This is a genomic window from Streptomyces pinistramenti, assembly GCF_020564935.1.
GTDB lineage: Bacteria > Actinomycetota > Actinomycetes > Streptomycetales > Streptomycetaceae > Streptomyces > Streptomyces pinistramenti.
Genome location: NZ_JAJCXB010000014.1, coordinates 121,251 through 138,705, shown reverse-complemented (window position 1 = coordinate 138,705; position 17,455 = coordinate 121,251). Strand labels below are relative to the sequence as shown.

The 17,455-nt window shown below is 70.9% G+C and carries 12 protein-coding genes; 4 read left to right on the top strand and 8 right to left on the bottom strand.

The annotated features are described in order from the left end of the window. Positions 1-58: 58 nt before the first annotated feature. The 3 genes from LIU39_RS13150 to LIU39_RS13140 all read right to left on the bottom strand — a co-directional run bounded on the left by LIU39_RS13150 (position 59) and on the right by LIU39_RS13140 (position 4,205). A complete protein-coding gene (locus LIU39_RS13150; RefSeq protein ID WP_227046846.1) occupies positions 59-1,936 on the bottom strand; it encodes a trypsin-like serine peptidase in 1,878 nt (625 codons plus the stop codon). 98 nt (positions 1,937-2,034) lie between these two features. Further along, positions 2,035-3,624: a S1 family peptidase gene (locus LIU39_RS13145; RefSeq protein WP_227046845.1), complete on the bottom strand. Its 1,590-nt coding sequence runs from the start codon at positions 3,622-3,624 to the stop codon at positions 2,035-2,037. A 53-nt stretch (positions 3,625-3,677) separates the two neighbouring features. After that, positions 3,678-4,205, bottom strand: coding sequence for a hypothetical protein (locus LIU39_RS13140; protein ID WP_227046844.1), 528 nt, complete (start codon positions 4,203-4,205; stop codon positions 3,678-3,680). Between the two features lie 392 nt (positions 4,206-4,597). Here LIU39_RS13140 and LIU39_RS13135 point away from each other — a divergent pair, with 392 nt between their 5' ends. The 3 genes from LIU39_RS13135 (at position 4,598) to asnB (ending at position 10,579) form a co-directional block, all read left to right on the top strand. Then, positions 4,598-8,092, top strand: a complete 3,495-nt coding sequence (locus LIU39_RS13135) for an ALF repeat-containing protein (RefSeq protein ID WP_227046843.1) — start codon at positions 4,598-4,600, stop codon at positions 8,090-8,092. Between the two features lies 1 nt (position 8,093). Continuing rightward, on the top strand, positions 8,094-8,504 hold the full coding sequence (locus LIU39_RS13130; RefSeq protein WP_227046842.1) for a DUF7878 domain-containing protein: 411 nt from the start codon (positions 8,094-8,096) through the stop codon (positions 8,502-8,504). A gap of 242 nt (positions 8,505-8,746) precedes the next feature. Continuing rightward, positions 8,747-10,579, top strand: a complete 1,833-nt coding sequence (gene asnB / locus LIU39_RS13125) for an asparagine synthase (glutamine-hydrolyzing) (RefSeq protein ID WP_227046841.1) — start codon at positions 8,747-8,749, stop codon at positions 10,577-10,579. A 31-nt stretch (positions 10,580-10,610) separates the two neighbouring features. On the opposite strand, the gene LIU39_RS13120 is transcribed toward asnB, so the two are convergent. Further along, positions 10,611-11,801, bottom strand: coding sequence for an FAD-dependent monooxygenase (locus LIU39_RS13120; protein ID WP_227046840.1), 1,191 nt, complete (start codon positions 11,799-11,801; stop codon positions 10,611-10,613). A gap of 62 nt (positions 11,802-11,863) precedes the next feature. Continuing rightward, positions 11,864-13,348 (bottom strand): MFS transporter, encoded by a 1,485-nt coding sequence (locus LIU39_RS13115; protein WP_227046839.1) that lies wholly within the window; start codon positions 13,346-13,348, stop codon positions 11,864-11,866. A gap of 59 nt (positions 13,349-13,407) precedes the next feature. On the opposite strand from LIU39_RS13115, the gene LIU39_RS13110 reads away from it, so the two are divergent. Beyond that, a complete protein-coding gene (locus tag LIU39_RS13110) occupies positions 13,408-13,908 on the top strand; it encodes a MarR family winged helix-turn-helix transcriptional regulator (RefSeq protein WP_227046838.1) in 501 nt (166 codons plus the stop codon). Positions 13,909-13,975: 67 nt separating this feature from the next. Here LIU39_RS13110 and LIU39_RS13105 read toward each other — a convergent pair whose 3' ends face one another. The 3 genes from LIU39_RS13105 to tgmB all read right to left on the bottom strand — a co-directional run bounded on the left by LIU39_RS13105 (position 13,976) and on the right by tgmB (position 17,450). Continuing rightward, complete coding sequence (locus LIU39_RS13105; RefSeq protein ID WP_227046837.1) at positions 13,976-14,983, bottom strand: aldo/keto reductase; 1,008 nt, start codon at positions 14,981-14,983, stop codon at positions 13,976-13,978. A 335-nt stretch (positions 14,984-15,318) separates the two neighbouring features. Further along, entirely contained in the window at positions 15,319-16,488 is a 1,170-nt protein-coding gene (locus LIU39_RS13100; protein ID WP_227046836.1) for a methyltransferase domain-containing protein, read from the bottom strand. After that, a complete protein-coding gene (tgmB, locus tag LIU39_RS13095; RefSeq protein ID WP_227046835.1) occupies positions 16,485-17,450 on the bottom strand; it encodes an ATP-grasp ribosomal peptide maturase in 966 nt (321 codons plus the stop codon). The genes LIU39_RS13100 and tgmB overlap by 4 nt, the downstream gene beginning before the upstream one ends. Positions 17,451-17,455: the final 5 nt, after the last annotated feature.

The following is a 17,455-nucleotide window of genomic DNA, read 5'->3' as shown; positions in this document are numbered from 1 at the left end:
GTGCGCCGCCCGCGGGGGGGGCGCACTTCATGCCGGGCGCATGGTGCGCGGAGCGGCGTCAGCTCGTCGGTACCAGCGTCCGTTCGCCCGCCAGGGACGTGAGGGTGGTGCCGGTGTTCATGGTGAGTTTTCCGCTGCCGGGCCAGAGGGTGACGATGTCGTCCTGGCGGGTGTTGCCGCCGAAGGTGCCGGCGGTGGAGAGGGAGCCGTAGCGCCAGGCGGACTTGGCCGGGCGGAGGCGGTGTTCGGAGGCCAGGCCCTTGCCGGCGAGGTCCGCGTAGACGCTGACCTCGCCGTCGGTCCAGCGGACGAACAGGTCCTGGCCGCCGGTGCCGGTGCCGAAGTCGCCTGCGGTGAGGTCGCGGGCGTAGGTCCAGGTCTTGTTGGGCTTGGCGAGCTGCTTTTCGGCGTGCAGGCCCTTGGCGTCGACGTCGGGGTAGAGGGTGACCTCGCCGTCGGACCAGCGGACCACGAGGTCGTCGGCGCGGGACGTGGCGCCGCCGAAGCGGCCGGTGGTCATGCCCTCGGCGTGCTTCCACGTGGTGCTGGCCGGCTGGAGCTTGATCGCGTTACGGAGCTTGTTGGTTTCGTTGACGTCCTTGTAGAGCGTCAGCGAGCCGCCGTTCCAGCGGACGAGCAGGTCGTAGGTGTGGTCACCGGTGAAGTCGCCCGCGGTGATGGCCGCCGCGTGCTTCCAGGTCTCGTTCGCCGGGGTCAGCCGGACGTCCTTGCGGAAGCCGTAGGCGCCGTCGCCCGGGTAGAGGGAGACCTCGCCGTCGGACCAGCGCACGATGAGGTCATCGGTGCCGTTGCGTACCGAGTCGGTGTGGAAGCGGCCTGCGGTCATGACCCGGGCGTTCTTCCATGTGGAGGCGTTGCCCATGGGGTTGGGGAGGTCCGGGGCCGTGTCGTTCACCGCCTGGTCGTAGAGGCGGAAGACGTCGTCGTCGAACTGTGAGGCGTACGAGGTGTGGTCGTACAGGCCGCCGGTCTTGTAGCCGCCGATGACGCCGACGAGGTCGCCGCGGTCGCCGTCGAAGTGCTCCAGGAACGGGCCGCCGCTGACCCCCGCGCGGAACGCGTCGCACTGGATTTCCATGAACCGGCCCTGGAAGGCGCGGGTGTCGTTCGTGCACTGCAACGGGGTCTTGCGGCCGCCCGGATACCCGGCGACCGTCACGTCCTTGCGCGCGAGCTGCGCTGCGGGGACGGCGGTGAGGCGGTTGCCGGGTCCTGTGGCGTCCTCCAGCAGCTTGCCGTCGGAGTTGGGGCCGACGCGGAGGAAGGCGAAGTCGACGTCGTCGTCGGCGGGCGACTGGAGATAGCGCTTGTCGGTCCAGATCTTGCCGGGCTGCACCGGGAAGATGCCGTACGGCGTCTCGCCGGTGCCGCCCGCCTTCGACGCCCCGGCGCGGTAGCCGGGTACGAAGGCGATGTCGCGGTTGCGCCGGTCGCCCTTGAGGCAGTGCGCCGCGGTGATGACCAGGCTCTTGGTGGGGGAGGCGACGGCACTGGCGCTGCAGAACTGGTTCGGGGTGGCCGCGCCGTCGGCCCCGCGGATCAGGAAGACGCCGACCGTGGCGATGCCTGTGTCCCTCGGGTGGCTGGGTTCCGCCAGAGACCGCTTGCGCCGTGCGCCCGGCGCGGGCTGTTCGTCCGTGCCGTCGGCGCCCTTGCCGTCCGCCTGCGGTGCGTCCAGCGGGACGGCGGCGTCGATGCGTTCGGGCGTCCAGTAGCGCTCGGTCTCCCGCGCCTTGTGGATCTGGTCCTGCGTCACCGCCGGGGAGGGCGTGGACGGCGGGCCGGCCGGAGCGGAGGTGTGGGGGGCGCCGTCGTGGCCGGAGTCCGGCTGCGGGGCGGCGGCCGCCGGGGTGGTGAGGGCGAGGGAGGCGCATGCGCCGAGGGTGGCGGCGCGCAGCCGGAGTATTCGTCGCATGGGGGGTGTTCCGTAGCCGTGTTCTGTGGGCGCGTGGGTGCGGTGGGGGGGGCGGCGGGGGCCGGTGGTGGTGGACCGGCCCCCGGGGGTGCGGGCGGTCAGCCGGCCAGGGTCGTCTCGCCGTGCGTTCCGCCTGCGTCGACGCCCGCGTAGAGGGCGAGCTTGCCGGTTTCCCAGCGGACCAGGACGTCGTCGGGGCGCTGGTTGGCGACGAACGCGCCGGTGGTGACCACCGTTGCCTTGGTCCACGGGGACTTGGCCGGACGGATCCGCTGCTCGCCGTGGAAGCCTGCGGTGTCGACGCCGGGGTAGACCGTGACCTCGCCGTCGGACCAGCGCACCAGGAGGTCCGCGGTCTTCTTGCCGGTGAACTCGCCCGAGCTGATCTGGGTGGCGTGCGGCCAGGTCTTGTTCTTGGCCTTGGCCAGGTTCTTCTCGGCGCCGATGCCCTTGGTGTTCAGGTCGGTGTAGAGGGACACCTCGCCGTCCGCCCAGGTGACGATCAGGTCGTCGCGCTGCGCGTTGGCCGTGTACCTGCCCGCGGTGATCTGCTTCGCGTACGGCCAGGTCTTGTTCTTCGCGGGGGCGAGCTTCTTCTCGCCGTGGAAGCCCTTGGCGTCCACGTGCGTGTACTGGGTCAGCTCACCGTCGATCCAGCGCACCACCAGGCCGTCGGAGCCGCCGCCGAAGCTCGCGCCGGTGATCTGCTGGGCGTACTGCCAGGTGGACTTGGCCTTCGCGAGCTGGATCTCGGCGCTGAAGGGGTGCTTCGCGTCCTTGTCGTCCGCGCCCTGGTAGAGGGTGACCTCGCCGTCGATCCAGCGCACGATCATGTCCATGTGGCGGGCGCCGCCGGCCGAGCCGCCGGTGAAGTAGCCCGAGGCGATGTGCGTGGCCTTGTCCCAGGGGGAGCGGGGGAAGACGGTGCGGTAGCTGACCTTCTGCACCCAGGTGCCGAGGTCGTCGACCCGGGTGTCGACGGCGCCGGTACGCGTCTCGGACGGGTCGGTGCCCAGGCAACCGCCCTGCCAGGACGTGCTGTTGACGGCGGCCAGCTCAGGCCCGCCCGCGGTCTCCCGCAGCGCCGGGCCACCGGTGTCGCCCTTGCAGACGGCAGCCGTGCCCACGCCGCTCAGGCCCACCGACGCGCTCTGCACGGAGTCCACCGTGAACGCGGCGCGGTGCAGCGTGCCGGGCACCCACTGGCTCTTCGTCCGGCCGAACCCCACGACGTTCAGCCTGTCGCCCGGGGCGGGCGCGGCGTTCCCGACGGCCACCGGGGTGACGCCGGAGACCGGCGACGCCAGTTTGGCCATCACCAGGTCGCGGCCCGCGTAGGGCACCAGCTCGACGACGTCCGCGACGGTCCCGGCCGAGCCGGTCGGGCCGGTGCGCCCGACGGTCGCCTTCGTCTTCCACTTCGGCGCGCCTTCGGCGATCTTGAAGCCCCGGGCGGGGGCGTCGGCGAAGCAGCTGGCGGCGGTGAGCACCCACTGCTTGTCGACCAGCGAGCCCGAGCAACTGCGCTTGCCCGCACCGATGTCGAGCTGCGCGGCGAAGGCGTACGCCCCGTCCGTGGCGGCCGGGCCGGCGACGGCCTGTGCCGGAGCGGCGGTCAGTGCGCCGCCCGCGACCGCGGCAGCCACCATTGCTGTCACCCACGCTGCGCGGGGACGTATGCCAGACATGTTTTTCTTTCCTTCGAACGGGATTCTTCGGTGCGCTGCGCGGAATGCGGGTGTCAGCCGGTGACGCGGAGTTCGAGCAGGGTGGCTTCCTTGCCGCCGGTGCTCAGATCGCCCTCGCCGAGCGGCGTGATGTCGTTCTTCTTGAGGGCGACGGTCTTGGTCTTTCCCTCGGTGCTGACGGTGGCCCGCGCGGCGTGCCCTGCGTTCTCCCAAATGCTGTTGATCTTAGGGATTTCCAGGCTGAGATAGCCCGTCTTCCCGGTGACCTTGAAGCAGTGGTTGACGGGCGTGTGATTCGCCTTCTCGGCCATGACGTCGAAGTCGGGGGACGCGTCGCAGTCGGCCAGCAGGATATGGCCGTCGCCCTTGAGGAGTTTCAGGCCGGATTCCTTGAGAATCCGGTCCGCTTCCGGGTAGCCGAAGTCCTCCACGGCGGGCGGCGGGGTGGCGGCGGCCTGCCGTGCGGCGCTGTCGGTGCGCTGCGGGGCGGCCTCGGCGACGGCGAAGGCGGAGGCCCCGGCGACGGCGGTGACGGCACCGATAACGCCGGCGATCAGCGTCTTGCGCACGCGAGGTATCACCAGAGAATCCTTCCAGGGATGCTGCGGCGACTCGTGTCGACCGCAGAGGGAAACAGCCGAATGGCGAGCAGCGAACGTATCACCAGGAAAAGAGTGAGGGTTAATCAAGAGGCTTTTATAACGAGTAAGTTACGTCATTAATGCGGTGTGCAACCCCTTTGCGGGAGGCGCGGTCTGACAGGGCAGATGGCGGCGGTGCATCGTCTTCGCGTGCGGCATTCGGCCGCTGTCCGACGGCCTCAACTCCCTTTCTCTGTATGCCGGATGCGGCAGTTATGCTCCCGTCGCCGAAAGTCGGCCATGCATAACTGGCAAGAGGTGTCTGCTTCGTGAGACGAAGAGTCCATTCGTACGGAGCGAGGGGGAGATGGTCGCGCGGTATACGTACCGCAGTGGTGACTCTGCTCCCGCTGGCGGTCGTGGCGTCCGCGCCCGGAATGAATCCCGCATTCGCGGCCGGCGACGGGGAAGGGAACGGCGGTGACGGCGGCGGGATGCCGCGGACCGACCGCGGCCGGGTCGTGGAGCTGTGGCAGCAGGGCGGCCCTGGAGTCAAGGCCGCGGCGGAGGCCGCCCTCCTGGGGGACGACGCGGATGTGCGCCGCTTCCTGGACGGAGAGCAGAGTCTCGCCGAGTACCACGACGACCGCATCGCGGCCGTGCAGATGGTCTCCATCGGCGGCGGTGCGGTGCGTGAGGCCGCGAAGAAGGCGCTGAAGAGCCGGCGCCGTGAGGACCTGAACGCCTTCCTCAAGGACGGCTGGAAGGGGCCGCTGGAGCAGGACCAGCGGGTACAGGCCGTCCAGGCCGTCAGCGTCGGCGGCCCGGCCGTCCAGGAAGCGGGCAAGGCCGCGCTGAAGAAGTCGCCGGATGCCGTCCGTACGTTCCTGGAGGACGGGCGGTACGGCGCCCGGGAGCAGGACGAGCGGGTACAGGTCGTCCAGATCCTGAGCGTGGGCGGGCCCGCCACCAGGGAAGCCGCGAAGGTCGCGCTCAAGGGGTCGCCCGACGACATCCGGGAGTTCCTGGACGTGGGCCAGGACGTGGCCGCCGCCCGGGACCAGGAGCGGGCCACGGTCGCGCAACTGGCCCTCCAGGCCAAGGCGGCCGGGGCGCTGGCCAAGAAGTCGACCGACGCGGCCACCGCGGCGTCGGACCGCGCGGTGGCGGCCTCCGAACTCGCCAAGGAGGCCGCGCGCACCGCGGCCACCGAGACCGAGGCGGCCGGGAAGGACGCGCGACGGGCCGCCGACGCGGCCGGCCGGGCGGCGGACGCGGCGCGCGGCGCGGCGACGGCGGCCAGGCAGGCCATCGGTGCCGCGAACGCCGCCAACCACGCGGCCCGCCTCGCGGCCGACGCCGCCGCCCGTGCGGCCCAGGCGGCGGCCGCCGCGGCCGACGCCGCGTCCCGGGCACGCAACGCGGCCATCGCGGCAGCGGGCGACGCGGGCAAGGCGGCCGACGCGAAGAAGGCCGCGCAGATCGCGCGGGCCGCGGTCAAGGGCGCCAACGATGCGGCCCAGGCCGCGGGTTCGGCCGGTACCGCGTCGAAGGAGGCGGGCAAGGCGGCGAGTGCGGCCCGCAGCGCCGCGGGGAACGCCGACGCGGCCGCCGACGCGGCGGAGCAGGCCGACGGGTTCGCCGCCTCCGCGGGCGCGCACTCGGGCGAGGCGCGGAACGCGGCCGTCCAGGCCCGCCGCCACGCCAACGAGGCCAGGCGCGCGGCCGGAGCGTCCCAGGCGCTGGCCGACAGGTCCGCGCAGGCGGCCTTCGAGGCGCGCGACGCCGCCAGGTCGGCGGCCCGGCACGCGCAGAGCGCGGCGGACGAGGCCGACAGGGCCGCGCAGCACGCGGGCGAGGCGGCAGGCGCCGCGGCGGAGGCCGGCAAGCAGGCCGGCGAGGCGAAGAAGGCGGCCGACGCGGCCGACACCGCAGTCAAGGCCGCCAAGTCGGTGTACGAGATCGCCCGCGAGACCGAGGCGGAGGACCTCAACTCCCGTACCCACGACGCGATCCAGCAGGCCAAGGACCTCAAGAAGGCCGACGACGAGTTCACCGTCGGCCTGGGGCACACCCTGCGGGACGACCGGGAACTCGACCAGGAGGCCGGGCGGCTCGCCACCGAGGCGGACAAGGAGGGCGTGGACACCGCGGCCGTGGCGCTCAAGGGCCGCAAGCTGGCGATCCGGGTGCTGAAGAGCCGCGGCCCCTGGAGCCAGGAGGCCGCTGCCAGGGCGCTGGCCGGATCCGACGCGGCGATGCTGGACTACCTCCGTACCGGCAGGGCGGGCGCCGCGCGGGACGACGCACGTCAGCAGGTCGAGCAGCTCACCTACGAGAGCCCCTACGACACCGTCCGCACGGCCGCCGCGAAGGCGCTCAAGGGCGACGACCGGCAGCTCGCCGACTTCCTGGCCGACGGCCGGTACGAGGCGGCGAAGGCCCGGTACCGGCTGGCCGCCGTCCAGGCGAACAGCGTCGGCGGTCCCGCCGTCAAGGAAGCGGCCAAGGACGCGCTCAAGGACGGTTCGGCCAAGAAGCTGGCCGCCTTCCTCGACAGCGGCCGGTACCTGGCCCGGATCTCCGACGAACGGGTCCGCGCCGTCCAGCTCACCGGCGCCGGCGGCCCGGAGGCCAAGGCCGCGGCGAAGATCGCGCTGTCCGGCACGCCGGAGCAGCTGCACGCCTTCATCCAGGCAGGCCAGTACACGGCCGTCCGCAAGGACCAGCTCGCCGACACCCACACCGCGCAGATGCGGCGGCTGATCGCCGAAGCCTCCCGGACGGCGGCCACGGCGCGGGAGAACGCCTGGAAGGCGGCCGGGGCCGCGGCCACCGCGAACAAGGCCAAGGCGGCGGCCGGCAAGGCCGCGGGCGAGGCCAAGAAGTCCGCCGACCGGGCCGCCGGTTACGCCGCGGACGTCGATACGTCGGCCAAGAGCGCCGAGGCGTCCGCCGCGCGGGCCGCCAAGTCCGCGGTGACCGCCCGCAACGCCGCAGCGTCCGCCGACCGCGACGCGAGCAGCGCCGAGGCGTCCGCCGCCGGTGCGGAATTCTCCGCCGGATACGCGCGGGATTCGGCCAGGGAGGCGCACAACGCGGCGGACAACGCACGGGCATCCGCGCTGAAGGCGGGCAAGGACTCCAAGGAGGCCAAGAAGGCGGCATCGGCCGCCTGGAGCGACGTCGAGGAGATGCGTCGCGAGGAAGCCGCCGAAGCGGCCGAGGACGCTCGATATCTCCAGGAACAGCGGAAGAAGGAGGAGGAGAAGAAGAAAAAGGGAATTCCCTGTGCCCCTGGGCCGGGTGTCGGCTGGTGTCTTCAGCTGGACGGCGCCTATCTGATCGAAACCTCTCCCGAGCAGGCCAAGCAGCAGCTTGCCATGGTGGGTGACCTTTTCTTCGGGCTCACCGACCTGGAGGAGTGCGTCAAGGATCCCACCGTCGCCAGGTGCGCCGCATTCGCCGTCGCCGTCACGCCCTTCGGAAAGGTCAAAAAGGCCGGAAAGGTCATCGAGGGTGTCGAGGTGCTGGCCAGGTCGACTCGGGTCGGCAGGATAGCCACCGCATCGGAAGCGGCGCTCAAGGCCGCGAAGGACCCTTCGAAGTTCTTCATCAAGGACAAGCACCTGGCCGGCGGCGAGGGTTGGGCCCGCGCGGCGAAGTACGATACCGCGGACAAGGGGAAGGTCCAGCAATGGATCGTCGAGGCGCTCAAGTCGGAGGACGCGGTATTCATGCCCAATCCCTCGCCCGACACCTTCAAGATCGAACTCGATCTCAAGAGGCGCATCGGCACGAAGGGCCAGGAGGGCATCAGGGTCGTGGTGTCCAATGACGGCCGGGTCATCAACAACTTCCCGATCAACGTGAAGCGCGAGGGATGACATGGAGATCACCTACGAGAATCTTCGGCAGGACGAACTGAGCGGCCCTCTCCTGGCCGAACTCCTCATCAGCCTTGAGGCCGATTTCACCCTCGCCGACGAGGGGCGGGAAATTCTGTCCGAGCCGGGATTCCCGGTGGCTGAACTTGCCTACCTCCTGACGGAATGGCTCGACGGGGCAGGCGAATCCGATGGATTCATCTTCGACTCCATGTCGGCCGAACCCGGCTGGGTGCGTATCGAGCGGCGGCAGGACGGCTGGGCGGTGGGGTCCGTTCTGGAGCCCGGCAGATGGACCCGTCCCGTCGAACTGGACGTTCTCGTGGCAAACATCCGGGAATTCGTGCAGAAGGTGCGCACCGACCTGGCTGCCATCGGTATTGAGCCGTACTTTCTCCCCGCGGCGGAATAGCGCGGCATACGGAGGCGGCTGATGTCTGCGTCCCCTCCCGGGTCGACCCGGGAGGGGACGCATGAGGTGCCCGTGACGGAACCGAACGCTTCCTCGGGAGTCGCGGTAAGAAACGCGAAATTAACACAAATTTACCTGTGAGAAAGGCAACGGAGGCAGCCGCCCGAGGCGCCGTAGCCAACTCCCCGCGGCAAGTTCATGGTGGATACAACCATCCGCTCGATGAAGAGGGGTTGATCGCTATGTGCGGTATCACCGGCTGGGTTGCCTACCAGCGGAACCTGACTGCTCATACGCAGGTGCTCGACACCATGACCGAGACGATGGCCTGCCGTGGCCCGGACGCCCGTGGCGCGTGGACGGTCCGGCACGCCGCGTTAGGACACCGGCGGCTCGCCGTCATCGACCTGCCGGGCGGCGCCCAGCCGATGCAGGTCGAGACGGATGACGGACCGGTCGCGATGGTCTACTCCGGCGAGGCGTACAACTACACCGAGCTGCGCGATGAACTCCGCCGCCGCGGGCACCGGTTCACCACCGATTCGGACACCGAGGTCGTGCTGCACGGCTACCTGGAGTGGGGCGAATCGCTCGCCGAGCGGCTCAACGGCATGTACGCCTTCGCCATTTGGGACGCCAGGACCGACCGGCTCGTCATGATCCGCGACCGCATGGGCATCAAGCCCTTCTACTACTTCGAGACCGAGGACGGCGTCCTCTTCGGCTCGGAGCCCAAGGCGATCCTCGCCAACCCGCTGTGCGCGCCGGTCGTCGGCCTGGACGGACTGCGCGAGCTGTTCTCCTTCGCCAAGACGCCCGGCAGCGCGATCTGGGACGGTATGCGCGAGCTGCTCCCGGGCCATCTCGCCGTGGTCGACAGGTCCGGCATCCGCACGCACGCCTACTGGTCGCTCCAGGTCAGCGAGCACACGGACGACCGGCAGACCACCGTGGCGCACGTGCGGGAGCTGCTGGACGACATCATCGCCCGGCAGCTGGTCGCCGACGTCCCCCGCTGCACGCTGCTCTCCGGCGGCCTGGACTCCTCCGCCATGACCGCGATAGCGGCCCAGCAGCTCGGCGCGGTCGGCGAGACGGTCCGCAGCTTCGCCGTCGACTTCCCCGACCAGGAGAAGAACTTCCAGGCCGTCGACATCAGCCCGTCGCAGGACACCCCGTACGTGCACGCGGTCGCCGAGCACGTGCAGTGCGACCACCGCGACATCATCCTCGACGGCGCGGAGCTGTCCGACCCGGAGGTCCGCCGGGCCGCCGTGGGTGCGCGGGACTTCCCGATCGGCCTCGGAGACCGCGACAACTCGCTGTACCTGCTGTTCAAGGCGGTACGCGAGCAGTCCACGGTGGCGCTCTCCGGTGAGTCGGCCGACGAGATCTTCGGCGGCTACCCGTGGTTCCACGACGAGCGGAGCAACGCCGACACCTTCCCCTGGCTGGCCGGTTCGAAGGCGCTCTTCGACCCGTCGAGCCTGGTCGAAGCGGGCCTGGCACGCACCCTCGACCTGTCCTCCTACGTCCACGACCACTACCTCACCGCCGTCGCGCAGGCGCCGCTCAAGGACGGCGAGACGGGGGTGGAGAAGCGGATGCGGCAGGTCTGCTATCTGCACCTGACGCGGATGGTGCAGACCCTGCTCGACCGCAAGGACCGGATGAGCATGGCCGTCGGCCTGGAGGTGCGGGTGCCGTTCTGCGACCACCGGCTCGTCCAGTACGTCTTCAACACCCCGTGGGCGCTCAAGACGTTCGACGGGCGGGAGAAGAGCATTCTGCGGGCGGCGACCCGCGACGTGCTGCCGCAGTCCGTCGCGGACCGCAAGAAGAGCGGCTACCCCGGGACGTTCGACCCGGCGTACCTCTCGGCCATCCAGTCGCAGGCCGCCGACCTGCTCGCCGCCGGCCACCCGGCGCTTGAGCTGTGCAACCGCGACCTGGTCAGGGCCGCGTCGCAGGCCGCCCACGAGGCCGTCTCCACGCAGGACCGCACCACCCTGGAGCGGACCCTCGACCTGGCCGCCTGGTTCGACCTGCGGCAGCCCGTCCTGAAGACCGGCTGACCGGTCGGCCCGCCCGCTTCCCGCCTGCGGCTCACACTCCGTAGGCGGGCAGCGGGAAGGTATCGGCGGGCGGGACCAGGAAGCGGCCCAGCGCACGGCTGACGCGCGGGTGCCCGGCGGCGCGCAGCACCGTGTTGAGGGTCCTGATGCCGGCCCGGGTGCGCGGCGTGGCGATGCGGGGGACGCCGGGCGGCAGCTTCTGGGCGCGTTCGACGTAGGGGCGCAGGGCGGATTCGTAGGCGGCGAACGCGTCGCGGTGGTGGGCGTGCCGGGCCAGTTCGCCGGCGAGGACGTAGGCGCCGGTGAAGGCGAGGCTGGTGCCCATGCCGCTGAGCGGGGATGCGCAGTGGGCCGCGTCGCCGAGGACGCCGACGCGGCCGTGTGACCAGCGGGGCATCAGGACCTGCGCGACGGATTCGACGTAGAGGTCCGGCGCGGAGTCCAGCGCGGCCAGCACGCGGGGTGCCTCGCCTCCGACGTCGGCGAAGACCCGGCGCAACAGCCGCACCTGGGCGGCCGGTTCGAGGCGCTCGTAGCCGTGGTCCGGTGAGAGGAAGGACAGGTGGGCGCGGGTGGTGCCCTGGTTGTCCGGGCGCAGGGTCACCGTCCGGCCCCTGGTGGCGTTGTGCCAGCGGGCCCAGCGGCCGTCCCGGGGCTCGCGGGGAATGGTCAGGTACGCGGTGCACAGTCCGAGGTGCCGGGTGCGGGTGGTGTCGCCGAAGACCAGGTCGCGGGTGCGCGAGCCGGCGCCGTCGGCGGCGATCAAGAGGTCGAAGGCGCGGTCGGCGGCGTGCCGGAAGGTGACGTGGACGCGGTCGCCGTCGTCGCGCAGGTGGGTGATCTCGTCACCGAAGACGTACGCGGTGTGCTCGCGGGTGGCCTCGTGCAGGAGGCGGCACAACTCGCCGCGCAGGATCTCCAGTTCGGTGACCGGACCCTGTCCGCCGAAGGCGTCGGCGGGCAGCGCGGCGCGGGTGCGGCCCCTGCCGTCGACGAACCGGATGCCCGCCTCGCCGGTGCTCGCGGCGCGTACCGCGGCCTCCAGCCCCATCCGGCGGGCGACGGCGCGTCCGGCACCCCGCAGGTCCACGGTCTGTCCGCCCGCCCGCAGTCCCGGGGCGCGTTCGACGACGGTGGCGGGCATGTCGTGACGGTGGAGCCAGTAGGCGAGGGCGGGGCCTGCGATGCCCGCTCCGGCGATCAGGGCGGTCCTGTGGGACATGGCGCTCCTGGTGAAGGAAGAGGGAGAGGAGGGGAGTTGGGGAAGACCGGCCGGCCGGAGGGTCACACGACGGTGGGCTCCCGGGGTGCGTCCGCGCCCGGTGTGGTGTGTTGGTCGGCTTCGGGGCGGGGCTTCTCGGGGAGCAGGAAGGTGAGGGCGAGGAAGGCCAGCAGCAGGCAGCTCTGCACGATCAGCGCGTGGTGGAAGCCGCCGGTGAAGTCGCCGCCTTTGACCCGGCCGAAGAAGACCGAGCCGAAGACGGCCACGCCGAGCGAGCCGCCGACCGACTGCACGGCGGACAGCACGCCGGACGCCGAGCCGATCTCGTGGTCGTCGACGGCGGCGAGGACGAAGCTGAAGAGAGCGGCGATGACCAGGCCCGCGCCGATGCCGGAGACCGCGATGCCGGGTGCCACGTCCCAGATGGAGAAGGACGCGGGGCCGCCGGTGCCGTCGAGTTCGTACCAGAGCAGGGCCGCACCGCCGAGCTGGACGAGCGGGCCGGCCTGGAGGACCGCCCGGCCGATCCGTTCCGCCAGCACGGCCCCGCTGACCGCGCCGCCGATCGCGGTGCCCACGGCCAGTGGGAGGTTGCCGAGACCGGCCTGGCCCGCGGTGAAGTGCTGACCGATCTGGAGGTAGAGGGTCAGCACGAGCTGGCTGCCGACCAGCCCGCCGAAGAACAGCGCGATGCCGCCGAGCCCGACGGTGAAGGCGGGCTTGCGCAGCAGTGCGGGCGTCACCAGCGGTGCACGGCCCGCGGCCGCGGTACGGCGCTGCCGGACGGCGAAGGCGGCGAATCCGATGACGGACGCGGCCAGGCACAGCCAGGTCCACAGCGGCCAGCCGGACTCCTGGCCCTGGTTGAGGGGCAGCACCAGCAGGGCGCAGGCCGCCGCCACCAGGGCCGCGCCGATGCCGTCGATCCGTACGGCGGGATCGCCGGGCTTCCTGGGGACGAAGACCGCGGCGATGATCAGGGCGGCGATGCCGATCGGCAGGTTGACCAGGAAGACCAGGCGCCAGCCCAGGCCGAAGAAGTCGCCCTGGATGAGGCCGCCGCCCAGCACCGGGCCGATGATGCCGCCCAGGCCCAGGACGGGCCCGAAGATGCCGAAGACCGTGGTGAGTTCGGGCCCGGAGAAGTTCTCCCGCAGCAGGCCGAGGCCCTGCGGTAGCAGCATCGCGCCCGCGGTGCCCTGAAGCAGCCGGAAGACGATCAGCGACTCGATGTTCGGTGCGGCCGCGCACAGCAGGGAGGCGGCGGTGAAGGCGGCGAGGCCGGTCAGGAACATCCGGCGGCGTCCGTAGCGGTCGCCGAGCCGGCCGCCCAGGACCAGTCCGGCGCCCAGGGTGAGGGCGTAGCCGCCGATCACCCACTGGAGGCCGACGGAGCCCGCGCCGAGGGATTCCTCCAGTGCGGGCCCGGCCACGTTGACGATCGACGCGTCCAGCAGATCCATGATCTCCGCGACGAGCATCACCACCAGGATCAGCCAGCGCCACCGGTAGGGCGGTGCGGCGGGCGGGTCGGTACCCAGGGCCATTTTCCCTCAGTTCATTGATTACCAATTTTATTAGCAATATTGAGAGTAGCCTGAGCCGCATGGATGTCAAACGGCCCGCCACCCCCCCTCCGGAAGGCGCTCCCGGCCCCGCGCAGGACCCCGCGACCGCGGCCGGCGGTCCCATCCGGGAGCAGCTGCGGAATCTGACCCTGCGCCAGCAGCGGTTCGAGCGGTATCTCGGCAGACAGATGGGCGTGGACGCGGCCGGCCTCGCGGTGATGGACCACCTCGTCAACGTCGGGCCGACGACCCCCACCGACCTCGCGCGCAGGCTGGACGCCTCCACCGCGGCCACCACCCTGGTCATCGACCGCCTCGTCGCGGCCGGGCACGCTACCCGCGGGCCGCACCCCACCGACCGCCGCAAGGTGATCGTCACCCCCGACGACCACTGGGGCGCCGCCGCCTTCGAGCACGTCGTCCCCGTCATCCAGGGCGTCACGGAAGCCGCCGACACCCTCTCGCCCGAGGAACAGGCCGTCGTCGTGGCGTTCCTGGAACGGATCGTCGGCGTCTACGACCAGGCGACGAAAACGTGAAACGGGGCGCCCAACCGCCTCCCTTTCCAGAGGTGTTGGGCGCCCCGCCGTTCGGTCCGCGGAGCCGTTACCGCCGCCGCAGGGACGGGTCCGTCAGGGCCGGCGGGAGGTAGTAGCTGTCGGCGCGGTTGAGGTCGGTGCCCGGCGGGACGATCGCGTCGATGCGGTCGAGCACGTCCGCGCCGAGCATCACGTCCGCGCCGTCCAGGAGGCTGTCGAGCTGGTCCATGGTGCGCGGCCCGATGATCACGGACGTGACCGCGGGGTGGGCGCGCACGAAGGCGGTCGCCAGATGCGGCAGGGTCAGGCCCGCGTCGGCCGCGACCTCGGACAGGGCGCCCACCGCCTCCGCCTTGCGCGCGTTCTCCGGGAGCGCGAGGTCGAACTTCTGCGTCTCGATGCCGGCCCGCGAACTGGCCGACAGGGCACGCCCCGAGAGCCAGCCCGCGCTGAGCGGCCCCCAGGTCAGTACGCCCATGCCGTAGCGCTGCGCGGTCGGCAGCACGGCGGCCTCGGCCTGCCGCGCCAGGATCGAGTACGGCGGCTGCTCGGTGCGGAAGCGGACGTGGCCGCGGCGCTCGGCGGTCCACTGCGCCTCGACGATCTGCTCGGCGGGGAACGTCGAGCTGCCGATGGCCCGCACCTTGCCGGACCGCACCAGGTCCGAGAGCGCGGCCAGCGTCTCGTCGACATCGGTGGCCGGGTCCGGGCGGTGCATCTGGTAGAGGTCGAGGTGGTCGGTGCCGAGCCGCCGCAGGCTGTCCTCCACGGCCCGCACGATCCAACGGCGGGAGCCGCCGCCGTGGTTGGCGTCCGGGCCCATCGAGCTGCGGAACTTCGTGGCCAGCACGACCTCGTCGCGGCGCCCCTTCAGCGCCTTGCCGACGATCTCCTCGGATTCGCCCGACGCGTACACGTCGGCGGTGTCCACGAAGTTGATCCCGGCATCCAGCGCGCGGTGCACGATCCGTACGGCCTCGTCGTGGTCGGTGGTGCCCAGGGCGCCGAGCATCATCGCGCCCAGCGCGTACTCGCTGACCGAGATGCCGGTGCCGCCGAGAATCCTGCGCTTCATGAGCTTGCTCCTTCTGCGGGGGAGAGGCCGCCGGTGGTCGTGCTCGGCGGGTGGTGCGCCTCAGCCTGCGGCCCCCGCCGGGAAGGGGCCAGGCCCGTCGGGTCCTGGGTCCGGCGGAACCACCCGACCGGGCGCGCGCCGCATACTGGACGGATGCTGCATCGGGAAGTGGAGATCGGCTCGTTCCTCGCCTCCGTCCTGGACGGTATTGCTCACAAAGCGGCAGAAGAGCTTCAAGGGAAGAAGAGCGGGAACTGACCTGCGGTAACGCTGCGGCGTCTCCGTAGGGAGTAATCACCACGGAGACGCCGCAGCGAGTTGATCACGTCCCGGGATCAGAGCGTCCAGAGTCGTCCTGTGGGGATGTGCCAGATTCGCACGGTCCCCTCCGGTTCACGGGCGTACCCGAACCGGTCTTGTGCCGGGCGGCTCTGCTCGTTCCACCACTGCCATGCGGCCTCGACCGTCTGCCAAAGGTCGGCCTCGCCGCCGTACGTCACGCTGGCGTCGCCGGCGAGCGGCGTGCGGGCCCATGTGCCGTCGGGCCTTTGGAACTGGAGTGACATGGTGCCGTCGTCGGCGCTGTTGTAGACGATCTCAGCGTCGGGCAGTTCGAGCGCGAGCAGCAGACGGAAGGGGTAGTTGGCCCGGATGTCCGAGGCCGTGACCGTGGTGGGGCGGGTCTCGGTCTCCGCGGCGTACGGTGCCCGTTCCTGTACCGGGTAGGTGCTTGCGTCGGTCCGGGCGGCCATGAACCGGCCGGATGTCGTGGTGAAGTGCCCGTATGCTCGCCCGTCGCCGTCGACGGACACCCGGACTAGTCCGCCCTCGATGCCGAGGGCGATGTCGGCGACGATGATTCCGTCGGGGTTCGTCTGCTCGATCCACGCGGCCGGCAGGTGGCGACGCACTGAGCACGTGGCGAGGATGCGGTCGAATCGCTCCCCTGTGGGGTAGCCGGCCTGGCCGTCGCCGGGTACGAGCTGCGGTTCGTAGCCGATCTTTGCGAGACGGGTCTGTGCGGCTGCGACGAGCTTGGGGTCGATGTCGATCGTGTGCACGAGGTGTTCGCCGAGGCGGGCGCAGAGCAGAGCGGCGTTGTAGCCGGTGCCGGTCCCGATTTCGAGTACGCGGTGCCCGTCCTGGACATGCAGGTCTTCCAGCATTCCCGCCATGAGGCTTGGCAGGGTGCTGGACGAGGTGGGTACGCCGGTCCATGCGTCGTCGTCGACCTTCTCGGCAGTGCTGGGGTCGAGCGCGGTCACGAGGGTGATGTCGCGGTAGACCTTCGGCAGCTTGCCCTCGTGCATGGGGTGCTGCATCCGCCATACCGAGATGCCTTTGCCGTTCGTCTCCATCTCGTACCAGCACGGCACGAACACGTGCCGCGGTACGGCAGCGAACGCCTCGGCCCATCGCGCGGACCGGATGGCCTCGGCCTTCTTCAGTTGCTCGACGAGCGCGGCCAGGTGCGGGCCGGCGACGTCGAGAGGGGTTGCGCTCACTCGGTGACTCCTAGAAGTTCGTCGGCGATACCTTCGGCGATGGGGTGCCCGGTGGCGTGCTGTATCCAGTCCCATTGCCCGCAAGGGTTCACTTCCAAGAACGTCCATTCGCCGGTGGGTGATACGACGAAGTCGAAGGCACCGAAGCGCAGTTCAAGCCGCCGCATCAAGGCGCGTACTTTCTCGATGACGTCTGCCGGCGCTTTGGTCGGCTCGTAGGTGAGCGACTTGTAATCGCTGCGCCAGTCCGTGTATCCGGCCTTGGTGTCCGAGTGGACCTCGGCCGCGAACGGTCGGTCGCCAACCATGGTCAGACGTACCTCATACGCCTTGTCCACCCACGCTTGGAACAGGTGGGCGGTCGTCTCGATGCCGGTGAAGTCGCCGAGGTCGTCCTCGGTGAGGACCCGCGTGTACACGGTTTTGAGCTGGTCGCCCTCGATGAAGACGGGGCTTGCGACGGGCTTACAGATGATCGGCCCGGGGATGTCGCCGGCGAACGCCTGGACGGCATCGGCTCGGTTGGTGATCAGGGTCGGGGGGATGGGCAGGCCGCACTCGCGGGCGGCGGCGAGCTGGTAGGGCTTGTACTCGGCGCGGGACATGGCCGAAGGGTGGCTGACCCATCGGCAGTCCAGTGCGGTCAGGATGCCGCCGAATCCCGCGCGGGCCTGTGCGGCGGCGAACCGTCGCTCGGCGTCGGACATGCCCTCGGCGAAGCGGAACGGGTTGGGCGCGCGGAAGTAGCAGGCGCTGACGTCGGCGAGGTCGAGCGCGCGGTGTGAGGTGACCACGCCGCCGGCCCATGCGTGTGAGTCATCGATGCGAGCGGAGAGGCCGGCTTCTTCGGGGAACTCTGCTGCGTCCATCCGGAAGACAGTCGCTCCGCGCTCCTCCAAGGTTTTGACGACGCGGTCGGTAGGCCAGTCGTCGCGGGCGGCGATGATGAGGACAGTTGGCATGCTGG

Bases quoted from the DNA above. Each gene is read 5' to 3' on its own strand.
- LIU39_RS13150 (WP_227046846.1), bottom strand. From the start codon at position 1,936: ATGCGACGAATACTCCGGCTGCGCGCCGCCACCCTCGGCGCATGCGCC.
- LIU39_RS13145 (WP_227046845.1), bottom strand. From the start codon at position 3,624: ATGTCTGGCATACGTCCCCGCGCAGCGTGGGTGACAGCAATGGTGGCT.
- LIU39_RS13130 (WP_227046842.1), top strand. From the start codon at position 8,094: ATGGAGATCACCTACGAGAATCTTCGGCAGGACGAACTGAGCGGCCCT.
- asnB (WP_227046841.1), top strand. From the start codon at position 8,747: ATGTGCGGTATCACCGGCTGGGTTGCCTACCAGCGGAACCTGACTGCT.
- LIU39_RS13120 (WP_227046840.1), bottom strand. From the start codon at position 11,801: ATGTCCCACAGGACCGCCCTGATCGCCGGAGCGGGCATCGCAGGCCCC.
- LIU39_RS13115 (WP_227046839.1), bottom strand. From the start codon at position 13,348: ATGGCCCTGGGTACCGACCCGCCCGCCGCACCGCCCTACCGGTGGCGC.
- LIU39_RS13110 (WP_227046838.1), top strand. From the start codon at position 13,408: ATGGATGTCAAACGGCCCGCCACCCCCCCTCCGGAAGGCGCTCCCGGC.
- LIU39_RS13105 (WP_227046837.1), bottom strand. From the start codon at position 14,983: ATGAAGCGCAGGATTCTCGGCGGCACCGGCATCTCGGTCAGCGAGTAC.
- tgmB (WP_227046835.1), bottom strand. From the start codon at position 17,450: ATGCCAACTGTCCTCATCATCGCCGCCCGCGACGACTGGCCTACCGAC.